The following is a 20090-nucleotide window of genomic DNA, read 5'->3' as shown; positions in this document are numbered from 1 at the left end:
GTATTATTCAAGCACCGCAGGCACTTTAAATTGTCCATCCTCTTCATCAGGGGCGTTAAGCAGAACCTTCTCGATCGGCAGCGAAGGCCGATTCTCATCTGCACGCATAACGTTCGTTATCGGCAGCACATGGCTTGTCGGCGCAACATGATCCGTATCCAGACCATTAAGCTTCTCCGCGTATTTCAGTATCGCGTTTAGCTGCTCCGTGAACTGCTCCTTCTCCGAATCGGAAAGATCCAGCCGTGCTAGTCTCGCGACATGCTCTACATCCTTAGGCGTAATGCTCATCAGGTATTCTTCCTTTCCTATTCCTGTAATCATTCTTCCTATTATATCTCACTTGCATGGCGAACATCAATGAAAAGGACAAACATGAAATATGTTAGATCTTAATACTGTTCTGGCTATAAAAAAGACTGCCCTGCTGTCAGCAAAGTGACAGGCAGAACAGTCTGAAGGCATGACTTCAAGCTAAATCCAAGCTTTTAAATTAACTTGCCTTATAAAATCTGCTGGGCTGAGCGGTTCCTTGCCTGCGTTGTCCAATTCAGGTTCGGGCTCGTTCCCACCGTTCATAATGCGTATAAATAATTCTTCATTATGCGTAGCTAATGCGAAATCAATTAATGCCTCTCGCTCAATTCGGTCCACCTCATCTTGGATCAATACTTCTTCAAGCTCGACGTCTTCATCCGGAATTAAGAAATTCCGATTGGCCGAAGGTACCCGCAGCACGTAATCAAATACATTATCCGCATTCCGATCATAAGCTATTATATAACCATGTTCCCCGATAGGAAGATTTTGTTCAAATTGGTCAGCCACAATGACGACCTTTGTGCCTAGCTGTAGCATCGTCCTCAACTCCCGTTTCTTCGCCGCTGATTCTTTCACTACTATCCTACTAAAAAATAATAGCGGTGTCCAATCGAAGAGAGTTAATAGACTGACATTTCTACTATTCGTCTGTCGAGCTTTTACTCAGCAAGGCCGCAGACAAGCTGATGCATACCCCTGCACCAACCAAGGTAGAAGCAACTGCATAGCCAAGCATTTTCGAATCTTCCATACTGGATGCTGCTAATTGATAGGCATATCCACTGAGCGAGCCTGGTGTCCAACCTAGAAATGCAGGGAACAGATGAGCAAGCAGCGTTAGAACTAACGCCCCGCCAAACGTAGCAAATGCCGCGGCAGCCGGACTTCGCAGCCATGTACTGAGAAGCAGAGCAATGACCATAACCATGGATAGCCATAAGCCATACACAAACAAGCTTCTGCATACATCGATAAGGGGCACCTCGCCTATTAGCAATCCTGTATAATACCAAGATCCCAAATAACCTGCTGTAAGCGAGCCCCATGTAAGCAGCAGCATAGCGGTCCATTTGGAACCAATGTAAGCCAGTGGCGAAATAGGTTTTACCATAATTATGGCTGCCACGCCGCTCATACGCTCACCTGACACCGTACCCATGAAGGCAAGCACCAGAACAAGAACGCCCAATGTCCCAAATTGCTGAAGCGTCTGCGCAAGCACCTCGGCACCTTGCGGCATTGGAATATCAATAACAGTCCCCTCCGGCAAGCTCCCTGCTCGCTCCAATATGACAGGCATGTAATACGTTGATACTGGCTGCATCATGCCAAGCAGTATAAACACAAGCGGTACCCACAGCAGCTTGTAGCTTCGCGCCAGCTCCAGCACCTCTTTCTGAACCATGACAACATAACGGACCCACCCCGTTGTTGCTCTCCCTTCGAAACGTCCATGTACGTTTAGTGTCTTAGCCGAATCGTTCATGTGCTCACCACTTCCATAAACAAATCCTCCAATGAGGAATGACCGAGCTCTAGCTTTGTTACCTTTACTTGATGGCGAGCAAGCGCCTCCACTAAGTGCCGCCTTGCTGCGTCTGAATCCTTAACCGTAAAACGAGCTCCAACTTGGTGCTGCTCTGCCGCTTCAAACAAGCATGACAGATTAGAACTATCTATTTCCTGTTGGACATTATGAATATAGGAAGACAGCCATTCCCTTGATGCCGCATCATTCTCGATTTGCAGCTCCATCGTTAGCTTGCGATGCTTCCTGCGTATTTCCTCAAGTGGCCCCTGCAGCGCAACTTGCCCGCTCCTCATGATAATGACGTCATCGCAGAGCTCCTCCGCATCATGCAGCACATGCGTGGAGAAGAGAATCGTTGTCTCCTGCTTCAATTCATGTAGAAGTTCGAGCACCTCCCTGCGTCCCAGTGGGTCCAAAGCGGACACTGGCTCATCCAGTATAAGCAGCTTCGGCTGATGCGTAAGTGCTTGAGCAAGGCCCAGTCGCTGCTTCATCCCTCCTGAATAGGAGCCGATACGCCGTTTGGCTGCACCTGCTAATCCGACACGTTCTACCAGTGCCAAAGCATTTTTTCTTGCAGCAGCAGAACTAAGCCCGCTGAGCCGTCCAGCGTATACAACGAATTCAAGCCCCGTCATCCAGTTATAGAAGGATGGAGTTTGCGGCAAATAGCCAATCAGCTCGCGATGCTTCCCGCCCGGCTCTTTGCCTTCAAATATCAACTGACCAGCTGTCTGCCTAAGCAGCCCTGCAATCATTCGTATCGTAGTCGTTTTGCCTGCTCCATTCGGACCAAGAAGCGCCGCACAATGGCCCTCCGTGATAGAGAAATGAATGCCATTGACAGCATTGACCGCTCCAAACGACTTGCTAAGGCCCATCACCTGCAGCAGTGTCGTCATTCACTTCTCCTCCCCCCAATGAAGAAAGCAATCGGCCCGAATATGTTGATAAGCACAATAACGATCACCCAAACCCATTTCGGCCCCCTCGTCCTCTCCGCCTTCGCGCACAGTACGAGCGCAATGATCATCAGAATGAGCTGTATCACAAAGATCGGTGCAAGAACAGGTATCAGATCTGCTAATACGAACGGTTCATTCATACGACAACCTCCTTAATTCGTTATAAGAGTTTCAATAAAAGTTCAATTCATGTTTGTGGACTGGAGCCCGCCGTGTGAATGATTCTTCCGATTGCTGTTGTTTCCAAATTTCTTTATCCTATACGTTTAATGTTGAAATCCGGAGAACAAGGCGAACGCTTCGCTTCTCCAGAACCATTCGCACTCTCGCCTTTTAGCCGCTATTCTAGTTAAAACTAAATGACATTATTCCGCATCTCTGTTCTTGTTTCGCTTAAACCAACCGCTGCGAACGAATATCAAATAACATACAAGGGGCATTGGCACTTGTATTAATCCCCATATCCCCCATAGCCAAGGCATGCTGTCCCGTTTGCGAGCATCGATAAACAACCAGGTTGATTGCGAGATGAGCACTACAATAAGCAAAACCCAAAACCATAGCGGCATTACCTTCAGCTCTTCCATTCGCGCTGCCTCCTTCGACTGAACGCCATACTGGCGAAAACCATACCGCCAGCAGCAACAATCGTTTGCAGAATGGCAAACCATACCCAGTTGCGTTCAATAATCCATAGCATCAGGCCAAAAACAAAACATGCCGTGATCCAGAACAGCAGCAGCTCCTTCCACAGCTTTCTGCTTCGTTCCTGCTTATGTGCATGAACAAGCTCGTCAAACTGCTGACTGCTTGGAATAAGCGGAGCATGCAAGTCGTCAAACCGGGTAATCTTGTCTTTAAACTGATCATTGAACCACTTCTGATCATCCATTTCCTCATCACGCTTCTTCATGCTCCGTTAACTCCTTCCGCAGCTTCATCAAACCGTTGTGCAGCCTTGATTTCACCGTTCCTACTGGTATGTCCAGCATAGATGCAATCTCGTCTTGTCCATAACCGTAATAATACTTAAGCAATACGGGAATTCGAATATCGCTGCTCAGTTGCCCCAGCGCTTGCAGGGCATCCGACCATTCATCCCCACTTTGCAACGTTTCAAAACGTATTGCCCGCAGCGATTGCTCTTCTTTAAGCCAGTGCTGCTCCACTTCACTTCGCCTTACTCGGTCAATGACGAGCCTTGATGCGATTGCAATGAGCCAAGTCGAAAATTTAGACTTCCCCTGGAACGCAGTAATTTTCTCGATAGCCTTCAGCATCGTATCCTGCGTGATATCCTCCGCACGGCTCTTGTTCATCGTAACTTTCAGCAAATATTGATATAAAAAAGAATAGTGCTCCCGCAGCAGCTCGGAGAGCGCTCGCGAATCTCCACGAATCGCTTGCTTTACGAGCTTCGACTCGTCATACACGAGCGCCAGCCTCCCTTGCTTCATTCAGATATATAGCTTTGACGAGTGACGATTGCGTTTCGTTCACTCGAACATAAATATTTTCTAACAACAAAATAGCTGCAGAGGCATCGAGCTCCTCTGCAGCTATTGTAACATTCAGCTTTCTCCGCTACTTATGTCCATTTTGGCTGCGGCTGTACCACTGCCAAACCGGCTCCACATCCGCGCGTTCCAAACATTTGACTTGGTAGTCATACGGGCTTCCGAGCACCCTTACCGATAAAGTGAGCAGCTGTCTCCGTTCCTGTCCGATTGAACGATTGACACGCATAGTGACAATCTGCGGCCGCTTGATCAAATAGGTAGATCTCGATAAAAATCGCTTGCGAAGTGTAAGCTGTCCTTTATCCAAACTCACTCCTGCCGCAAGGTAGCAGCTTCTCCTCCACCCAAGCACAAGCGGTACGAACAAGAGCGACCACAAACCAGTCTCTTTCAAGAAAACTATGGCAGCCGCGCATAACAAGACAACAACAAGCAACTCGATTCGAATATAATATAGATATGCCCGCTTGGGTGGACCCTTCAGCCGAATACTAGAAGGATGATTCAGTTGCGGTACAAATTCGCTCAGCACCTTCTGTATATCCGAGCGCTTCACAAAAGGATGCAGCATAAGCTGCTCTTTCTTATCAGATGACACGATCTGAAGCTGTATCTCCGCATAGCCGAATGTTTGCCTAAGCCATCCTTCCTTGATGATGACGGCCTGCACCTTTCTCGGATCAAATACGAATGACTTCTTCTCCAGAAGACCATAAGAGACCGTAATCTGCCGGCCATCTCTGTTTACTTTAAAGCCGCTGTACTTGAGCACATACAGAAGAATAGATAGCAGCCACGCGATTAATAAGCCTGCTATTGCCACAACGATAACGATGACAACGCTTGGCATCAGACTGGATGAATCCTCAACCACGCTCTCGAAAAAATGGTATGGAAGCAGTTGGTTGATGAAGTCGTTCGCGAAAGAATAGAGACCAGCCATAAATGCAGCAACCAAACCAAAATTCATGGAGGTTGCAGCTGCCTGCATAAGCTGTCCCGCATGAAGCGAAATGACCGTCCTTTGCTCGATATGCTGGCTTTCAAGTTGATCCACAAGCTGCTTATGATTAATTTCCATCACGAATTGCCCATCGGATGATGACGGCTGCTGTAACTCAAGGTATCCCGACTCATCTATTTCTTCAGTCTTTGACGCTTCTGTTGCCTGCTTCTTCAGCATCTGCTGAATATCGCTTGCTTCGCGGAGAGAGAGTGCAGGCAATATGCCATCTGCCTTCTTATTTCCGCCAGGCGTCTCGATCTTGACCTGCGCCAATTTAAGCAGCCGCTGAACGAGAGGCTGCTCTACATTAACGGTATGAATTCGCGTGTAATAAATGGTTTTCTCGTCCCTGAACAGCCAGCCTTTGCGAATAATAATCCGATCGCTCTCCAGCCAGAAACCGAAGCTCTTCCACTGTATATAACTGAATACAACAATGATAATGGACAGCACTGAAACACCGGCATACCAATACCATTCCAATCCCGTCCAATCTGTCCCCCTCAGCAAACCGATTAAGATGAACGGAAGAAACCCGCGAAGCGTACTCAGCAGTCCAAATAGAATATAGATGGGATGGAGCGTGCGACGTTCATTCATCTTGTTCATCCACCTTAGCCAACGAACCGATTCTAAGCTTGAGCTGCTGCGCCTCCCCTAGTTTCAGCCCGCTAATCTTATGTGTTGTAGCCGCAGTAACGACGGATACGCTCGCCAAATCATATTTGCGCATGAGTGGTCCACTTTCAAGCTCCACATGCTGTACACGCACCATCGGAATGAGCACATTGCTTATAAAAACAAGACCAGATTGAATTTCAAGTTCATTCTCAAATAGCTCATATTGAAATCGCTTATACGTTATTTGCGGAAAAATCCAAGTAAATAAAACAAGCGATACCGCACAAATGAACAAAGCAATCCAACCGGGAAGAAGCGTCCACTCCCAAATAGAAGCGCAAATAAAATACGCAATAATGAACGCTAAAAAAATACCATTTGATATAAGCTCGCTTATTCGATAAACCTTTACATAATCACGATGGAGCCGCTTGGTAAGCTCTCGATTCATTACTGAATTTCCTCCCCCTATTTACGGCAATATAATTAACCCTTCCTTGAACCCAGTCAGCGTCCGCGGCCCTTGCTCGGTTATTAAGTAGCTGTTCTCAACACCTACTACCCCAAGACCGGGAAATGTGAATTTCGGTTCAACAGCAAGCACCATCCCTGGCTCAAGAGGCATTCCGAAGCCTTTTGCCAGCACAGGCCACTCATCAATCTCAAGACCAATGCCATGACCGAGAAATTTCGCTTGATCAGTGCCGTACCCCATGAAATGGTCTGACAGGTTAGCGGAAGCACACTCTGCGAGGGCTGCCTCGTACAAGGATGAGCAAGGCGTACCTGGAAGCATCCTCTTCTCGGTACTAGCCATTAATAACTCCGACACCTCGTAAGCATGCTGAAGTATCTCTGGCAGCTTGCCAATTACAGCTGTACGGGTCTGATCAATGACATACCCATCTACACAGCACCCAACATCGATTAGGATCGGCTCATTGCGCTTAATGATTGAACGACTGACACTTTGCGGCGAAGCTGCTCCGAGCCCCATCCCGCCTGCCGGTCCGTCGAAATAAGACGGAACAGCTGCAGCGGGACCGGAGATGACCATGCCTGTCGTAATTTCTTGATTAAAGCCACGCATACGCATTAAGCCGATATGACCCCGAATCCTCAGCTCGTATTCTATCCGCGCCATCCATTCAAGCTCGCTTATCCCCTCTCTGAGCACATGCAGGGCAGCGGTCAAAGACTCAGCAACCACCCCAGCTGCCCCTTCTATCCGACTAATCTCCCATGCTGACTTAATCATGCGGAGCTTCCGGATATGAGATGATCCGTCCACCATTTCGAGGCGTACTGCAGATCCAAGCAGTTCCTTCAGCTTGAGATAAAGCTGCGCAGGCATAACATCTAGATCAGCTGCGATCCGGAACTCCTCCCCTTTGCTTCCCAAATACGCATAGTGCTGCGCGAGCGTTTCACCAAATAACCGAAAAGCACCAAGCTCGGCTACACGTATAGCGGTCTCCAGCTTCGCACGCTGAACACTGCGACGAACGTAGAAAGTAGCCTCGCCGGTGCTTGGAATAAACAAATAGCCATTCTGCATCGAACCGCTGAAATAATATAGATCGACGTTTTGTGTAAGTAGAAACGCATCTATACCCTCCGCAAGCATAACAGCCTGCAACCGTCCAATTCTCTCATAAATAAGTTCTCTAGGTATATCGGCAACGATATCCAACATTGAATCATCAACTCCTATATAAGCTCCCTCCCCTTATTACACCAATTATCCAAAACTTCGTCAACCTGATGTGAGCTCAGCCGCCCCCTTAATATGCCATTCAATCGGCTCCATGATTTGAAATCCGCGCGGATACATTATATGTACAATCAATATGACGCCTGGATGATGGAGAGTTACCTCATAATCGTATGCTGTATTCCTATAGGTGTACGGAAACATTTCGTCTGCATTCACGACCTCGAACACCTCTACCTCCACCCGTTCTTTCAAAAAAGATCCAGCCACCGGCTCGCCGCTTTCATCCAGCAGTAAATTTCTTTGCAGGTATAGAGCCGCTTCATCAGCTGCAGCCTCTGGGGATAATCGGAGTATCCCCTCGCTAAGCGCTGCCGCATCCACCTGCTGGGCAGCCGCATGGGCGGCTCGATTAACGGCATGCTTGCCTTGAAACAAGGTTTGCATAGCGAGCTCTTCCTCTACCTGCAGCAGATGAACCGAAAGCCAAATCGACATCATGACGACGATTAGCAGCAGCTTGTACATCGATTCACCCGCCTCTCCTCTTATGGCACATATTCACTCATTTTCATGCCGAACGCTCGCATCCGCTCTGTTGGCAATGGAGGCGTCAAGCCTATTAAACGATCAATTTCAAATAGATTTTCATAGGGGTAGCTCATCGTTAATGAAATGCCCGTTCCGCGCAGCAATGGATTGCTTGAATCGGAGGCTGACTGGCCACTCGTCGATGAAAGCTCATAGGATATATCGTCTGGCCGCATGCCGAAACGAGCCAAGCGCTGCCTAGACTGCTCTTGCATTGCCGCACTAATGTACCCGTAGCTTCCACTCGCTCCAACTTCAAGCAAATAATCCACCTCCTGCTGCAATACCGCTTGGCGAACAATAAGCACATGCTTGTATATCGGAGAAAACATTAGCCAGCATAGCAGAGCTGCAAACAATACGAAAATTAAAATCTGTTTCATGGGCTCATGCTCCGAATATGTGAGCTGATCGAACTGCCCGCTCCGTCAATCTGCTGCTTCATCCCTGTATCACCTTCGACAATGGCTTGATAGCAGGCGAGAACAGCTACCAACAACAGCATGGAAATTAGAATTCCGCGCAAACCCTGACACCTCCGCTAGCTTTTGCTTATCAGGATATAACGAACTAAGGAAGCATTTGGCTAATCTTCGTATTAGCTGATGTGCCTTGTGTTTTGATTTGACTGCTAGTTCCCGTTCCGTCTTGAGCGATAATCGTATTGAACAACACGATTACAACGACTAGCATCATGACAGTCATCAATATATTGCGCATGCTCTCACCTCCTTCCATTCCTGCTCATGCAGCTAGCCATTTAAAGATTCAAACAGCTTCTGCCCTTCTCTCACCCACGGATAAATAAAGATTTGAAACGTATACAAGATTGGAATGCCCGCGATAATAAACAGCACATATGAAGTCGATTCCTTGCGGCTTTCCTTAGCCAGCTCGATCTTCTCCTTATAGTCCTCAATTCTCACGCGCAGCAGCTCGTAATATTGTGGGCTTTCATGCAGTCTGAGCGCATCAAGCGTCTCTACAAAGCTCAATCCCTCTTCTGTGCCAAGCCGCTGCTTGAAGCGCTGCAGCGCTCCACCTGCATCGTGATACCACTCAGCCAGCAATTGATTTAGTTCGATGCGAATCGTCCGTGTAAACGGAACACAGCGCAGCAGCTTTGCATGAATATGCAGTGAAGAATCAGACAAGTAGAGCAATTGCTTACTGATCACGAATATTTCTTTGGTCACCTGCAGTGCACGCATTTTCCGGATCGAACGCAGCCATACAACGTCGAGTTGGATAAAGAGCATTCCGAGCAGCAAGCCGGGGGCTATATAAGTGACAGGCACATATGCATTTAACCATTCATGAACGATGACAATGCCTATAATTAAAACAGCAATTACGCATACAAGTACCCGTCTCGCAAGTACATACCATGCAGCGTCAGCGGTAATCCCACAGCCAGCCAGCAGCAGCTCTCTTTCCACGAAGAAAGCCTTACGCCTCGATATTCGAGCCATGTGAAGCCACTGCTCCGGCACCTCTCGCGTACGCCAAGCGGAAACGACCGTCAGATGTTTCCATCTGGCTGGACGCTCCGGCCATAACTGCAGCAGCGCATAAATAGCAGCCGTTCCAAACAAGCATTGCCCCGCAATAAATGCGAACGTCAATAGACTCTCTGTCCACTCTGGCATGCAATTGCTCCTTTCACATCTTTTTGCGCGACAGCCACAATCCCATCAAGAATGATCCAAAAATAAGTACTGCTGCATTCAGCAGCATATCCCTTCCCATGGGATCAATAACATAATAGACATAGGAATTATCCTTGTTGTAGCGCAGATTAATGCCGATAAATAAAGCTAAAAATAACAATGGAGAAAAATTGGCCACACGAATTTCCAGCAATCTGTTCCGTTCCTGTTCACTCGCCCGCCTCGCCTTACGCATATCCGTAAGCAACTCCTTCAAGCTATCAGATACGCTTACTCCCTCCGCAAGCGCCACTCGCAAAATATGCACAAAATAATCTGCCCATAAATGTCCGAGCGATGCGGAGAGCAGCCTCAGACTTGCTTCGTCATCTCCTCGCACCGATAAATTGCGATACAGCTGCTCGAATACCGCCTGCATCGGACCAAGCAGCCTTCTCTCCTCTACTGTACGCTGCAGAGCTATTCGAATTTGACGTTCGCCCGTTATCAAGTAGCATTGATAAAAGAGCTCCACAGCAGGCAAAAAATCCATTTGTGTTTGCATTCGCCGATGGACAAGCAGCGACCTAAGAACCGTATAGGGTAAGGAGCCTAATAATAAGCCAAACAACAAGGTTCCCTTAATGCTTTGAAAGAAGATGCCTCCTGAAGCAAGTCCAACTAATAGCAGCATCGCGGAAATAGATGCAAAAGTTGATGGCAATATCGACATACGCAATGTTTCCAGCATATCCGACAAATGCTGGTACAGCCATGCGTATCGCTTAAACCGCTCCACGGCTCTTGCACGAAGACTACGGTCCGTACGATAAGCAAGCCGGCTAACGAGCTGCTGCTCCTTCGACCTTATAACAAACAGATTCACGAACATCATAAACAAGAAGCAGAACAACAATACTGCAGTCGCAGCAGAAGATACCTCATTCATAACGGTTCACTCCTGCAGCAAGCCTTCTAGCAGCGAATGCAGACGGCTCCTTAGGATAAAGCCAATCATCGACTCGTTCATCGTACTTTACCCAGTCGCTAATACTAACTTGCCCGTTCACCCACCCGAACGCACCGATTCGGCTAATAACGCGTCTTCCTCCTAAGTGAGCCATCTCGATTCCAATTTCAGTAACATATTGCGTAATCCGTTTGGCGAGTCGTTCCGCATCCATCCCTCTGCCATCTTGCATACACATATCCGTAATGGCATCGGGCACATCCTCAAGGGTATTGGCATGTACGGTCGTCATGCTGCCCGAGTGTCCGCGCGTGCAGGCACGTACGTAGATGTTCGCATCCAAGTCACGGATCTCAGCGTGAATGATTCGCTGCGGCGATTGCCGCAGTGCCAGCTTGAATGCTTGATCAGATCGATGGTAACCATCTTCTTCATCTGTCGTATATTCGATCACATTTTTGGTAGGAAAATCACGGCCAAGCATCATCTCGAAGCGACTTTCAATCGTAATGATCCGTTCTTCGTCCGGAAGCTCCGCAATGAGCGCTTTCATTAGATTCGTTTTGCCTGAGTTTGTTGGTCCAATAATAATGACATTGAAGCGTGCATCCAGAATCGATTGCAGCATCGCTTTGATCGGTTCGTTCATCGTCCTATAGCTCGGATGGCATAGCGTTCCGAGACCAAAACTGCGAACCGTGTAAAACCGGATGGTCAGAGTAGGACTAGCCGTGAAGCCGAATCCCGTCATCGTTACACGAGATCCGTCCCGCAGCATGACTTCAGCCCATTTCTTGCGCGGATTAATGCGATCGTTATTGTATAAAACCAAATTTTGCTGAATCCGCTCCACCTCTCGTACACTGTCAAAACAATAGACAGAACGCTTCGCTCGTCCATTTTTGACGACGAAAATACTTGTTCCTACGACCTGAATTTCCTCTAGCTCCTCCTTATCTGTCAGGACTAGCTCCAGCACGTTCAAGCCGATTACCTCAGCGAACAAAGCTTCTGCAAGCGACTGGAATGGATGCTGCATCTGATCCAAGCGATGAATACGAAGCCTGATTAATCGGTCTGTAATGACAGCAAGCACCTGCTCTCGTTCTTGTGAGTAGCCAAGCACCGCTCGATTCAACATTTCGCTGTACTGCCTTCGCTCATCCTCGCCAAGTCCATGCGGAGTGCTTAAATAGGAACGGATATCATCCGCAAGCCTTGCGAATTCTCCTTGTGTATCAGCAGTCTGATAAGGTGAGAGTGGTTCATTCTCATCCTTCTCCCTATCGGACTGCATCTGGGCTGCAAAGCCCGATGGAGAGAATCGATTCTGCTGCGCCGTCACGAGCTTGTACCATTCCGGTGAGACAGCAGCTTGCGGTACCAAGGCTGCACAGCCACAGACATTCCTATACTCCGAATACCATGCCGCTGCATAATCGCCTTAGCCGGCCCCCTCATCGCTTCCGTTCCCCCACTGTCTGTCTTCAGCCACTGCGCATACGTTCCATTATCCAATTGGGTAGAGACTTGCTCGCTTAATTGAAGCTGACCGAGCGCCGACGTTCCAAGCTCTTTACAAATGTGCTTCATCTGATAGCCTCCATTTCTCCATGGACCATTAATAAGGATTGCATCGTACTGCTCGGGATTAATTCCGAATAAAGGAGATACCTGTCCAATCCAGCGCCTGCCGTCTTCTTGAAAATGGGATAAGAGCGGTGTAGTGACAAGCACACGCGAACCTGCTTTTCGCAACGCACATATCGTAGCAGCGTTATCCCAATATGCGCCTACGTCAGCAATAACAAACGCGAAGGTTTGCTCCGCGACAGCAAGCAAATGTTCTGCTTCTTCTGGTGTGAAATACTCCGCTTGGTCCCGCATCATGTTGCCGAACAGTACTTGTACATTCGGCTGATGCGGTACAGGATAAGCAGCCCTGCGCAGCATATCCGGCGTCAACGAATAGGAACGCAGCTCAGGACGGAGCTTGTCGAGCGTGACGAGAGGCTCGTCTACACCTAGATAGCGATGCATCTTTGCACTTTTGAGATTGAGGCATAAATAGCCGATCGGCTTACCACTTTCCTCCCCTATCCGATAAGCTGCTGCAAATGCTGCAGCCGTCGTTCCGATATTAGGTGTCGTGCCAACAAATACGGCTAGCGGCGCTATAGCAGCTGTCACGGCCCACCAGCCTCCTTGCCCTCGGCCAGATCGAAAGATTCCGGGCTGTACGCTACGACCAGCTTGAGAGCTCCCCCTTTACAAAGTCCATCGAGCAGAATCCACTGCTCCTCCGTTAAATTCAAGTTCAAGTAATCGATCATGCCGTTCGCCTCACGCCTTGAAGCATACATTTGCTCCTTGTTCCCTTCCGCTCTGGAAATAATATTCGGATTCTCGATATTGTCGATCTCTACATTGCCTGATGATTTCACGGATGCAACGGTAACCGATTTCGGGAATAATCTGCCTGATGACATCCCCTCTCCAGATGCATAGAGCAATACTTTATCTCCTGCACGAATGCCATTCGATATGGAACGGATATACTCCTTAGGAATTTGGAAAGTTGATTCCGAACGTCTCGGCTGCAGATGAAAGGCATCCACCTTCCATATGAGAAGGGGCTCCCCTTTGCCAAGCGGGATGATGGTTTCCTTCCCCGCAGCCTCCTCCAGCTTCATAACCATGTCGGGAACAAGTACGTTTTGCGGCACCATTTTGTATTCCAAATCACTTTCTTGAATTCGCTCTCCTGCTCCGATGAAACGTTTCGGCACGAGAACGGCTACCGTCTCTTCTTTCTCGATTTGATCACGCTGCAGCTCGTACAAGCCATAAACCAAGCTTGCCGAAAGTACCGCTGCAGTTAGGCTGATGATGGCATTTCTTCGTTTTCTCATCATTTCGCTCCTCTCTGAACAAAAAAAGAACGCACCAGCAGCCATCTAAGGCTTACTGAGTGCGTTCTTCGCATAATCGTGCTCGTATATAGGTTTACTTAACTAATTGAGTTCATAATAGCAAAATATACTTTCATTTGTCTATCATTTTTTTCCTATTTTCAACATTTTACTGTAAAAGACGACAAAAAAAGCCATTCAGCAGAAGGTTTCCCCTTCTATACGCTAAATAGCCTTGACTCTTAATATGTTCAAAAATCAATTAAACCTACGCTGATAAGCAAAGCATCGTCCACTTTACGCATCGTTTCATCATCCAAATGTGTGATCTTATCCGTCAGCCTCTGCTTATCGATCGTCCGAATCTGTTCGAGAAGCACGACCGAATCGCGATCAAACCCATGCGCCGCTGCGTCCATTTCAACATGGGTAGGCAGCTTAGCCTTCTGAATCTGTGCCGTTATTGCGGCTACGATTACTGTAGGGCTGAACCGGTTTCCAATATCATTCTGAATGACCAGAACGGGGCGTACGCCTCCCTGCTCTGATCCGACAACAGGCGATAAATCCGCAAAAAAAACATCACCACGTTTTACAATCAACCTCTACACCCCGCTTACGAGACGGCCTAACGTATGATCTGCTTCTTCCTCCGCTTGAAAAGCTTCCGAGGCCATGTTCAGGTTTATTTTCGCCATTTCCATATACCCGCGCTGCATGGATTCACGTATTTGTCGTTTTTTGCGCTCCACCAAATAAAGCTTCATAGCTTGCCGAATAAATTCGCTGCGGTTGGAGTTTTCCTTGGCAACAATCCCGTCAACCTCCTCCAGCAAATGATCTGGCAGGCTAATCATGATTCTTTTGGTATTTTGTACATTGGCCACCGAACTCGCACCCCCAAAACTTTTCCATAACCTTACTACACATTATGACAATATATTGCCGTAACTATACTTCAACATATGTATGATAGCCGTATATCAAATATGCTGTATGTTTTCATGTATAGTCTTTATAGATGATCTACAATTATTACATTCGAGGTTTTTGGCGAAATACCTCTTCATTTACGAAATTTTGTAAGTTGAAACAATTACCATCTCTATTTATGACTGAGCAATGGGGTTTTGTATCGCAATCGTTCGGCCTCCGCTGACGTATGTGCGTGGTATACGAGATGCAAGCATGCAAATAATTTCATAATTAATCGTTCCTAGCTGGTCCGCTATGTCCTCTACCGTAATGACTGAATCGCCTTGACGGCCAATAAGCACAACCTCTTCGCCTGTTTCAACTGGGCCATCTATTTCAGTTGCAGCAGAATCAAGCGCAATCATACACTGGTCCATACAGATCGTGCCGAGTATCGGAGCTTTCACACCTCTTATGAGCCCATAGGCTTTACCTGTCAGCATTCGGCTATATCCATCCGCATATCCAATCGGAAGCGTTCCGATGCTCTCTTCTGTTGTGGAAAAATAGCGCGTACCATAGCTTATTCCCCAGCCTGCCGGCACAGTCTTGACCATCACAACCTCTGTCTTGAGGGTCAATACAGGCTCAAGCGAAATCAACTGTTGATTTACCTCTTGGGATGGGTATAATCCATACATGCTTACGCCGAGTCGCAGCATTCCGCCTGCCCACTTAGGCGTATCAATGCTAGCCGCACTGTTCGCAGCATGAATAATCGGAATGGGCCAGCCCTGCTGCTCCACATGCTCAGCTACTTCATGAAATCTGTTATACTGAAGCTCAGTATAGCTTTTGTCCGCCTCATCAGCCCGCGCGTAATGCGTGAACAGCCCTTCCACTTCCAACTCCGGCACTTGAAGCGCCTTCTCGATGAAGGACAGAACGGCATCCTTGCCGATTATGCCCAATCTGCCCATACCGGAATCCATCTTAATATGAACTTTAAGCCTTCTCCCATTCGGGTCTGGCGGCAACTCGGAGACCGCAGCAAGAATATCGTCTCGGAAGAGACTTATCGTAATATTATGGTTCCTTGCGGCTAACAAGGCATCCGCTGCTACGAATCCAAGAACAAGAATCGGAGTTCGGACGCCAGCCGTACGCAATTGCAGCGCTTCATCCAGAAATGCTACGCCCAAATAGTCTACACCAAAGCGTTCTGCTGCTCGCGCGATCTCAACTGCACCGTGACCATACGCGTTCGCTTTAACAGAAGCCATAATCTTGCAATGATTCGGAATCACATTTCGGAAAGCCTGTAAATTATGTTGCAATGCATCTAATGACAATTCAACCCTAGTGGGGCGATAATACGAATCCAAGCCGTTCACCTTCTCCTTATTTGGCAGCCATAACAGTCCGAGCAGCAAACATCAATAGCAATAATGTTAAACCTTGCTGCCTAGACTGTCAATGAACCGAACCTCCAAAAAAGCTAGTACGTCTTGGAAAATCAGCTGTTTATCCGTTTTATTTCCCGATTTCACCTTGTACCGATTGTGCGACCTTAATCATTTCGGATTCTGGCAGATTTGCACTTGTCAGGCGGAACTGATGCCCTTCATAGGTCCATGTTAAGGTCTGCTGCTCTTCACCGCTCAATTGCCCCATTGTGAAGCCAATATCCACGAGCAAGCCCTGTACCAATGATGCGGCTTGATCTTTCGGCTCGGTTTGGATAAGCGTGTAGCTATAATCTCCTGCATATCGCAGCATCAGCCCTGGGTTGCCGCCAAATACGATGTCGATGAGCTCTGGCTCCTCTACGCCTGCTGGCAGATAAGTAGGTTTCATGGCAGTGAAAGCAGACACACCTTCCGGCTTCGCACTTGCCGTAGCATCATCACCCTCGTCGTCAGATGAATTGCCGCTGTTGTTCGTTTGATCGTCGCCATCCACGGCACTGTCATTTCCTGATTGATTACCATTTGCCGCCTGATTTTCATCAGAACCCGCATTTGCTTCAGTATCGGCATCCGTGTCATCAACCGTTCCTTCAGTCGTACTATTGGTACTCTCATCTTCTGGCTGCGTCATGGTCGGCTCTTCCGTTGATTGACTCGAAGGCGTTGCATTCATGTTCGCTTCTGTCTCGAATACGGCTTTATCGAATTTCGGCCCAAAGTCAAACGTATCGAACTTCACCTCTACCATCACGGCTGCATTCGTATCGCTGACTTCAACCTGGACTGGCTTATAGTCTGATTTATTTAGCCAAATTTTTTGACGGGCCAGCGTGCCATTATTATAGTTGGCCATCACGTCAAAAACGTATTTGTCTTCGTCGATGACGAACTGTCTAGAATTGTCGACAAGGATACTTTGAACGAGCGTTTGGTACAAGTACACCTGACCTTGGTTTTGCGGCCAATCACTTTGGAAGCGGAATACTTTATTCAGCTTAGGTGTAAGAACGAATACGCCGTCGTCATTGCGAAGCACAATTTGAGTAATATCCTTTTCTTCGTTCGTTAACTTGATCCGGTAGTATTGCGGCTTCTGGTAAGATACCTCTACCTTATACTCAAGCGGCTGCTGTCCTGTTCTCAGCGTCATCGTTCCGCTTCCTTGGTAGCTCTCCATGCTGTTTACTACTTTGTCGAGCTCCTTAACCACGGACTCGGCGTCCTTCGTTCCGCATGCTGCTAGTACTAATGAAAAACATAATAATACTGCCGCGGTCCATGTCATGCGACGCATGTAATCATCCCCTCTGCACATTGTTTTTTACTGGCTGATAACATGTCTATGAGGGGACTTGACCAATTATGCGGACTGGCATGTGCTTGGCTATATTTTTATATGTATACAACCAAGCTCTATAAGTTGAACTAAGGAAATGCACATCTGCGTGTCGAAGAAGTAAAGCATGCTATGATTTAAACTTTACAGCCCATTATTCGTTCTTTTCACCAACTTATCACTATATAAGGATCTGTGATGTCCGTTATACAAAATAATGCTAATGTTTAGTTCAACTTATATAAAAATATACCAATTGGCATAGAGAAACTCATGTTTATACATGAAGCCCAGGGAAAAGTCAGATCCCTGGGCTCACTAACGTTGCATAAATTTTATCTAAATTTCCATAATAATCAGCTTTTTTAGTGGCTGGGCAAAAGAAAAAACCTTTACAAAGGGTTTCTCTTTGTTTACAGACTTACATATGGGCTGAGTTTCGCAAAATTAAAGCAGGGATCAAGGTCCATTTACGCGTGGCTTTTTTTGCTGAAAATGAGGTACTTCCATACAAAGCGACGATCACGCCAGCGAAGAAGAACGATACGACCCACATGGCTACGCTTATCGATGAAGTTCAGGTTACCTACGTGTTTGACCAAGGGTATGTGGACTTTTCGGCTTAAGATCGGTATTGCAACGATGAGAGTTAGTTAAAACCATTGCTTTGGAAGCCGTTTGCGTTGTGGGAAGAGCGACTATTACGTCCCCCAAGTCGAACATCTGCTAGACGACAGAAGAAGGTTAAAGTGCAACAGGAAGATAAGTGATATTTGAAAGTAAATGTATAATCAAACCAAGTGAACAAAACTACCTTTAAGAGGTGACCGTCCTTTTATGAAAGAAAGTATACAGATTATCTTATTCACGATCATCGTCTACCCTCAGGAAGCAATAAATATCCCCGTGTGGAAACAATATTACGTTCATACCAACATGAACATAATACTGTAATCCACACGGGGATTTATTAAGGTTAACTCAAGTAAATCTATTCGTTATTTTTTCATAACTTCCTAGTTATCATTAAGGACGATCAATAGAATCTACTTGTAGCAATTTATCGATAAGACGAATAATCATTGCAACAGACTCAGCGCGAGTTGCCGATTCCGATGGCTTAAACTCACCATCTGCTTTTCCAGACACAATACCTGCTGCTGCAAATGCACTTATTGCATCTGATGCCCAGTTGTTAGATGCCACGTCTGTAAAGCTAGTCTCGGAAGATACAAAAATCGTTAACCGAGAAAGGATAACTACCATCTCAGCACGTGTAATTTCTTGATTAGGATGAAAGCTACCGTCGCTGTATCCTAATATAACTCCAAGAGAATTCAATGTACTTATTGCATCGGCTCCCCAATGCCCTTCCGTATCACTAAACTTATTAGTACTTGTTGCTATCAAACCAAATGCTTTCATGACCATTGTAGCAAACTCAGCTCGAGTCACACTATTCTGTGGCTTGAACGTACCGTCTGTATAACCTGATGCAAAGCCCATCCGAGCTGCTTGCTCAATAACTGAAGCACTCCATGAAGTTGACGGAACATCCGAATAGCTTACATTCGAAGCTTGCTGCGCACGAACAACCATTAATCGTATAGTTTCTGAATTAACTTTGTCGCTAAAGACTGGTTGGGTCACTGTAGGTTGTATAGATGGTGTCGGTGTTGGCTCAGTAGGTTCTGTTGGATTAGGCGTTGTAACTACTCCTGAGCCGTTACCATTATTAGTGCCGCCTCCTGAATTACCTCCACTTGAAGTTACTGTCACTTGAACAGAAACGCTTTTCCCGTTAAATGAGACTGTGATCACAGCTGTCCCAGCTGTTTGTGCTTTAATTATACCTGACGCATCAACTGTAGCTACTGCGCTGTTGCTTGTGACGTACGCAGCACTTGACGTAACTGTCGTTTCACTTTCATCAGAGTAGCTCGCTGTTACGCTCAGTGCTTGATTCTGTCCTGCAGTTAACGATACCGTTGCTGGTGACGCAGATATCGCTTCTAACACAACAGGTTCTGGTAGTACTGGTAATACGATTACCGCTACCTGTACAGTCTTTCCACCAAAGGTAATCGTGATCGTTGCACTTCCTGCACTGACGGCTTGTACAACGCCTGACGCATCAACTGTAGCTACTGCGCCGTTGCTTGTGCCGTACGCAGCACTTGACGTAACTTCCGTTTCACTTTCATCGGAGTAGGTTGCTGTTACGCTCAATGCTTCATCCTGTCCTGCAGTTAACGATACCGAATCTGGTGACGCAGAGATCGCTTCTAGCACAACAGGTTTTGGTGATACGATTACCGCTACCTGTACAGTCTTTCCACCATAGCTAATCGTGATCGTTGCACTTCCTGCACTGACGGCCTTTACAACGCCTGACGCATCAACTGTAGCTACTGCATTGTTACTTGTGACGTACTCAGCACTTGACGTAACTTCCGTTTCACTTTCATCGGAGTAGCTTGCTGTTACGCTCAGTGCTTGATTCTGTCCTGCAGTTAACGATACCGTTGCTGGTGACGCAGAGATCGCTTCTAGCACAACAGGTTCTGGCA

At 47.1% G+C, this 20090-nt stretch carries 26 protein-coding genes; 1 reads left to right on the top strand and 25 read right to left on the bottom strand.

Annotated elements, in window-relative coordinates; translation table 11 throughout:
* Positions 1–3: 3 nt before the first annotated feature.
* The 24 genes from gatC to FGT79_RS22945 form a co-directional block, all read right to left on the bottom strand.
* A complete protein-coding gene (gatC, locus tag FGT79_RS23050; RefSeq protein WP_138755190.1) occupies positions 4–291 on the bottom strand; it encodes an Asp-tRNA(Asn)/Glu-tRNA(Gln) amidotransferase subunit GatC in 288 nt (95 codons plus the stop codon).
* 183 nt (positions 292–474) lie between these two features.
* Positions 475–858 (bottom strand): ATPase, encoded by a 384-nt coding sequence (locus FGT79_RS23045; RefSeq protein ID WP_138755189.1) that lies wholly within the window; start codon positions 856–858, stop codon positions 475–477.
* A 103-nt stretch (positions 859–961) separates the two neighbouring features.
* Positions 962–1807, bottom strand: a complete 846-nt coding sequence (locus tag FGT79_RS23040) for an ABC transporter permease (protein ID WP_138755188.1) — start codon at positions 1805–1807, stop codon at positions 962–964.
* Positions 1804–2754 carry an ABC transporter ATP-binding protein gene (locus tag FGT79_RS23035; protein ID WP_138755187.1) on the bottom strand — a complete coding sequence of 317 codons (951 nt, stop codon included), beginning with the start codon at positions 2752–2754 and terminating at the stop codon, positions 1804–1806. Before FGT79_RS23035 ends, FGT79_RS23040 begins: the two co-directional genes overlap by 4 nt.
* Positions 2751–2957 (bottom strand): PLD nuclease N-terminal domain-containing protein, encoded by a 207-nt coding sequence (locus FGT79_RS23030; protein ID WP_138755186.1) that lies wholly within the window; start codon positions 2955–2957, stop codon positions 2751–2753. The genes FGT79_RS23035 and FGT79_RS23030 overlap by 4 nt, the downstream gene beginning before the upstream one ends.
* A gap of 225 nt (positions 2958–3182) precedes the next feature.
* A complete protein-coding gene (locus tag FGT79_RS23025; RefSeq protein ID WP_138755185.1) occupies positions 3183–3404 on the bottom strand; it encodes a sigmaY antisigma factor component in 222 nt (73 codons plus the stop codon).
* Positions 3392–3730 (bottom strand): YxlC family protein, encoded by a 339-nt coding sequence (locus FGT79_RS23020; protein ID WP_138755184.1) that lies wholly within the window; start codon positions 3728–3730, stop codon positions 3392–3394. Before FGT79_RS23020 ends, FGT79_RS23025 begins: the two co-directional genes overlap by 13 nt.
* The gene (sigY, locus tag FGT79_RS23015) at positions 3717–4250 is read right to left on the bottom strand and encodes an RNA polymerase sigma factor SigY (protein WP_246096569.1); all 534 of its coding nucleotides are present in this window, start codon (positions 4248–4250) and stop codon (positions 3717–3719) included. The genes FGT79_RS23020 and sigY overlap by 14 nt, the downstream gene beginning before the upstream one ends.
* Before the next feature lie 151 nt (positions 4251–4401).
* A complete protein-coding gene (locus FGT79_RS23010) occupies positions 4402–5943 on the bottom strand; it encodes a PH domain-containing protein (protein ID WP_171056393.1) in 1542 nt (513 codons plus the stop codon).
* Positions 5936–6415: a PH domain-containing protein gene (locus tag FGT79_RS23005; RefSeq protein WP_138755181.1), complete on the bottom strand. Its 480-nt coding sequence runs from the start codon at positions 6413–6415 to the stop codon at positions 5936–5938. Before FGT79_RS23005 ends, FGT79_RS23010 begins: the two co-directional genes overlap by 8 nt.
* A 21-nt stretch (positions 6416–6436) precedes the next feature.
* The gene (locus tag FGT79_RS23000; RefSeq protein WP_138755180.1) at positions 6437–7660 is read right to left on the bottom strand and encodes a M24 family metallopeptidase; all 1224 of its coding nucleotides are present in this window, start codon (positions 7658–7660) and stop codon (positions 6437–6439) included.
* 60 nt (positions 7661–7720) lie between these two features.
* Complete coding sequence (locus FGT79_RS22995) at positions 7721–8206, bottom strand: hypothetical protein (RefSeq protein WP_138755179.1); 486 nt, start codon at positions 8204–8206, stop codon at positions 7721–7723.
* Positions 8207–8226: 20 nt separating this feature from the next.
* A complete protein-coding gene (locus FGT79_RS22990) occupies positions 8227–8652 on the bottom strand; it encodes a hypothetical protein (RefSeq protein ID WP_138755178.1) in 426 nt (141 codons plus the stop codon).
* Complete coding sequence (locus FGT79_RS31330; protein WP_171056392.1) at positions 8649–8795, bottom strand: hypothetical protein; 147 nt, start codon at positions 8793–8795, stop codon at positions 8649–8651. The genes FGT79_RS22990 and FGT79_RS31330 overlap by 4 nt, the downstream gene beginning before the upstream one ends.
* A gap of 44 nt (positions 8796–8839) precedes the next feature.
* Positions 8840–8989 (bottom strand): hypothetical protein, encoded by a 150-nt coding sequence (locus FGT79_RS31325; RefSeq protein ID WP_171056391.1) that lies wholly within the window; start codon positions 8987–8989, stop codon positions 8840–8842.
* A gap of 32 nt (positions 8990–9021) precedes the next feature.
* Positions 9022–9918 carry a hypothetical protein gene (locus FGT79_RS22985; RefSeq protein ID WP_138755177.1) on the bottom strand — a complete coding sequence of 299 codons (897 nt, stop codon included), beginning with the start codon at positions 9916–9918 and terminating at the stop codon, positions 9022–9024.
* Between the two features lie 13 nt (positions 9919–9931).
* The gene (locus FGT79_RS22980) at positions 9932–10867 is read right to left on the bottom strand and encodes a type II secretion system F family protein (RefSeq protein WP_138755176.1); all 936 of its coding nucleotides are present in this window, start codon (positions 10865–10867) and stop codon (positions 9932–9934) included.
* Complete coding sequence (locus FGT79_RS22975) at positions 10860–12275, bottom strand: ATPase, T2SS/T4P/T4SS family (protein ID WP_246096568.1); 1416 nt, start codon at positions 12273–12275, stop codon at positions 10860–10862. The genes FGT79_RS22980 and FGT79_RS22975 overlap by 8 nt, the downstream gene beginning before the upstream one ends.
* Entirely contained in the window at positions 12230–13078 is an 849-nt protein-coding gene (locus FGT79_RS22970) for a CpaE/TadZ family protein (protein ID WP_138755175.1), read from the bottom strand. Before FGT79_RS22970 ends, FGT79_RS22975 begins: the two co-directional genes overlap by 46 nt.
* A complete protein-coding gene (locus tag FGT79_RS22965) occupies positions 13075–13803 on the bottom strand; it encodes an SAF domain-containing protein (protein ID WP_246096567.1) in 729 nt (242 codons plus the stop codon). Before FGT79_RS22965 ends, FGT79_RS22970 begins: the two co-directional genes overlap by 4 nt.
* A 248-nt stretch (positions 13804–14051) precedes the next feature.
* Positions 14052–14402 (bottom strand): type II toxin-antitoxin system PemK/MazF family toxin, encoded by a 351-nt coding sequence (locus tag FGT79_RS22960; protein WP_028609438.1) that lies wholly within the window; start codon positions 14400–14402, stop codon positions 14052–14054.
* A 3-nt stretch (positions 14403–14405) separates the two neighbouring features.
* Positions 14406–14687 (bottom strand): CopG family ribbon-helix-helix protein, encoded by a 282-nt coding sequence (locus FGT79_RS22955; protein ID WP_028609437.1) that lies wholly within the window; start codon positions 14685–14687, stop codon positions 14406–14408.
* Positions 14688–14909: 222 nt separating this feature from the next.
* The gene (alr, locus tag FGT79_RS22950; RefSeq protein WP_138755174.1) at positions 14910–16100 is read right to left on the bottom strand and encodes an alanine racemase; all 1191 of its coding nucleotides are present in this window, start codon (positions 16098–16100) and stop codon (positions 14910–14912) included.
* A 148-nt stretch (positions 16101–16248) separates the two neighbouring features.
* Positions 16249–17478: a LolA family protein gene (locus FGT79_RS22945; protein WP_138755173.1), complete on the bottom strand. Its 1230-nt coding sequence runs from the start codon at positions 17476–17478 to the stop codon at positions 16249–16251.
* Positions 17479–17888: 410 nt separating this feature from the next.
* Between FGT79_RS22945 and FGT79_RS22940 the strand changes: the two genes are divergently transcribed.
* Positions 17889–18146 (top strand): transposase, encoded by a 258-nt coding sequence (locus FGT79_RS22940; RefSeq protein ID WP_138755172.1) that lies wholly within the window; start codon positions 17889–17891, stop codon positions 18144–18146.
* A 400-nt stretch (positions 18147–18546) separates the two neighbouring features.
* Here FGT79_RS22940 and FGT79_RS31320 read toward each other — a convergent pair.
* Positions 18547–20090: S-layer homology domain-containing protein (locus FGT79_RS31320; protein WP_171056390.1), on the bottom strand; the 1544-nt coding region annotated here is incomplete at its 5' end.

The sequence above is a fragment of the Paenibacillus sinopodophylli genome (genome assembly GCF_005930355.1).
GTDB lineage: Bacteria > Bacillota > Bacilli > Paenibacillales > Paenibacillaceae > Pristimantibacillus > Pristimantibacillus sinopodophylli.
The sequence above is the reverse complement of the archived record's forward strand: the minus strand, read 5'-3'. Positions and strand labels throughout refer to the sequence as shown.